Origin of the sequence: Moraxella atlantae NBRC 14588 (genome assembly GCF_001591265.1) — a bacterium.
Classification (GTDB): Bacteria; Pseudomonadota; Gammaproteobacteria; order Pseudomonadales; family Moraxellaceae; genus Faucicola; species Faucicola atlantae.
On sequence record NZ_BCUL01000051.1, the window covers coordinates 1 to 2,869 of the forward strand.

The 2,869-nt window shown below is 49.6% G+C and carries 2 protein-coding genes; both read left to right on the forward strand.

The features are described from left to right. Nucleotides 1–312: 312 nt before the first annotated feature. The gene (locus MA2_RS10555) at nt 313–1,047 is read left to right on the forward strand and encodes a response regulator transcription factor (RefSeq protein ID WP_067059618.1); all 735 of its coding nucleotides are present in this window, start codon (nt 313–315) and stop codon (nt 1,045–1,047) included. Nucleotides 1,048–1,143: 96 nt separating this feature from the next. Continuing rightward, nucleotides 1,144–2,769 carry a sensor histidine kinase gene (locus MA2_RS10560; RefSeq protein ID WP_245945343.1) on the forward strand — a complete coding sequence of 542 codons (1,626 nt, stop codon included), beginning with the start codon at nt 1,144–1,146 and terminating at the stop codon, nt 2,767–2,769. The last annotated feature ends 100 nt before the right edge of the window (nt 2,770–2,869 follow it).

A 2,869-nucleotide genomic window follows, 5' to 3' on the forward strand; every position in this document is an offset into this window, starting at 1 on the left:
AAAATTTAACAACATCGCCTTAGGTCAGGTCAAGGCGGTGTTGTTTGGTTTGATTTGCGTTGATTGTAATTATTTTGATTTGAATTTTGCGTCCTGTTTTTTAAGCCTATCTTTGCTAAGATTTTGCCGACGTAACACCAAGCCAACAACAGTTTGCATAACCTTTAGCCAACGTTTACTAATCGTTAAGCATGACAAAATCGGCTTGATTTTGCCTAAATTGGTACTATGATGGCGTGAGTGACGTATTTTTTTAGCATGGCTTGCATTTGATTTTTAAAATCTAAGCCCGATACCCAAGAGAGCAACACAATGGATGATACCAAAAGCACCAAACACATTTTACTGATAGAAGATGATCCAGATTTGGCAGAGCTGATTAGTGAATACTTGGGCATGAATTACTATGATATCTCACACGCGCCAACGGGTAGTGAGGGTTTGGAGGTTTTGGGCAATCCTAGCCAGCCTGTGGATTTGGTGATTTTGGATTTGATGTTGCCCGATATGGACGGCATGCAGGTGTGCCAAAAAATCCGCCAGCACAAAGACAGCCGCTTAGCGCATGTGCCCATCATTATGCTGACCGCCAAAGGTGACACCACCGACCGCGTGCTGGGGCTTGAGATGGGCGCAGATGACTACATTGCCAAGCCGTTTGAGCCGCGCGAGCTGTTGGCGCGTATCCGTGCGGTGCTGCGGCGTCATGAATTGCCCGTCCATCAGCAGCAAGAGGACAATTTGGTGTTTGGGCGGCTTAAGGTCTATCCCGATAGTCATGAGGTCACCATCGATGATAACCCTGTGCGCTTGACAACCCACCAATTCCAGTTGCTGCATTATTTTGCTACCCATTCGGGCAAGGTGCTAAGCCGCGATCAATTGTGGCACGCGATGCCAAACGATGACAGCAGCGATAACATCGACCGCGCGATTGATGTGCATATCTCACGCTTGCGCGCGCTGATTGAGGACAACCCACGCCAGCCTAAGCGTATCATCACGGTGCGTGGTGTTGGCTATCAGTTTGCCACCGACCAAGTGTAATTGATCGCTACCATCAAGCGGCATTGCATTTGGCTAAGCCGCTTTGGTGGTTTTGTGTTTTCGCCAACTTCAAATCTGTTTTGAGTCATCGCCGCTTTGCCCGTCAAGTTTAACAGCCTGTTTTTTAAAATCGTCGCCAGTGTGACGCTGGCGCTGTGTGTGTTTGCAGCCGCGATGATGCTTTTGACCCATCTGGTGCATGATACGTCAGACAAAACGCGTCACCAAATCATCGCTACCCAAGTTACCCAACAGCTTGAGCCGCTATTGGTTGAGCTGCGTGTGGCGCAAGACCAACGCCAATACCTTGAAAGCCGTTATTTGATGGCATTGATTCGGCGCAGTTTTTCGTTGTATGGCGATTCGCTCAACGCCAAATTTGCCTTGTATGACGAGCAAACGCAAGACGCACTACTTGCCATGCCAGGCTTGCCGCCGCATTTGCCACCGCAGCCGCCGTGGTTTCGTGCGTTGTTTCCGTTTGATGAGCCCAAGCATCCGCTGGATGTGCAAATTGCCAGCCCTTCAGGCTATGTGTTGTTATACCAGGCCAATACGCCTGCCCAGTCTCCGTTTGCCCCATTTTTAAACTTATTTACGGGCACGTTGCTGCTGCTGCTCATTATGTCGGCGGCAATTTGGATCTTAACACGCACTTTGACCAATCGTATTGATGAGCTTTCTCAACAGATGGTCAAATTGGGCGCAGGCGATTTTAGCGCGCGCGTCAAACCCACGGGCGATGATGAGCTAACGCTTTTGGCACGCGGCTTTAACCAAACTGCCGAACGTATCGAAACCTTGATGAATGCCAATAAGCTACTGTTGGCACACGCGTCGCACGAGATTCGCACACCGATTACGCGTATTCGTTTGCAGGTTGAGATGATGGGCATGTTAGCCAGTCAGCTTGATGCCACCGCACAGCAAAAATTTGCCAAACGCGCCGATGCCATCAATCGCGATTTGACGGGGCTCAACGACTTGGTCGAAAGCATTTTGCTAGTCAGCCGCATGGACGCAGGGCACGCCATCGAGCAGGTGGAGGTCATTGATTTGTATGACCTAATCAAAAGTGAGATTCAACACTATGCAGGCGCGACATTGGTCGGTCATCATCTGACCATCGAGGGGCAAAAAAGCCTATTGACCCACATGGTGCGCAATTTACTCGACAACGCGTATTTGCACGGCGTACCACCTGCACAAGTGCAGCTATATACCCTTGATGACACAGGACAACCGCTAATTACTGCGGAGCCGCTATTGACATTGCCCGATCATGACACCCAAACCAACGATAGCACCGACACCACACCCACGGATATGCCAAGCAATGCCCACCACACCGACACACCAAATGCGGCAAGTGAGTTAGCCCAAGACAATAAAATCAACCAAGCCGCCAAAGACCCTCAAGAAAGCAAAAATCCTGATAAACCCAAATCCCCACGCTTTAGCCGTAAAAAACCTGCGCCCGTCACCTACCCGTTTGTCCAAATTGCCGTTATCGACCAAGGCGCAGGCATTCCCATCGAAAAACGCGCCGATGTATTTAGCCCGTTTGTGCGCTTGCAGCAAGATAAAAAAGGCTCGGGTCTTGGTCTGTCATTGGTGGCACAAATTGCCGCTGCACACAATGGCACGATCATCACCGACACGGTGGATGGGCACACGCGTTTTTTAATCACTCTACCTGTCAGTCAAGTGCGCGCAAGCTAGGCATTGACTAGCTCGCTGTTGATTGCCGCAAGCCTTAAGCGTCGGTGGAATTTGCTTAGCACCAAATTTAGCAAATATTTAGCCCACATTTTATATAACA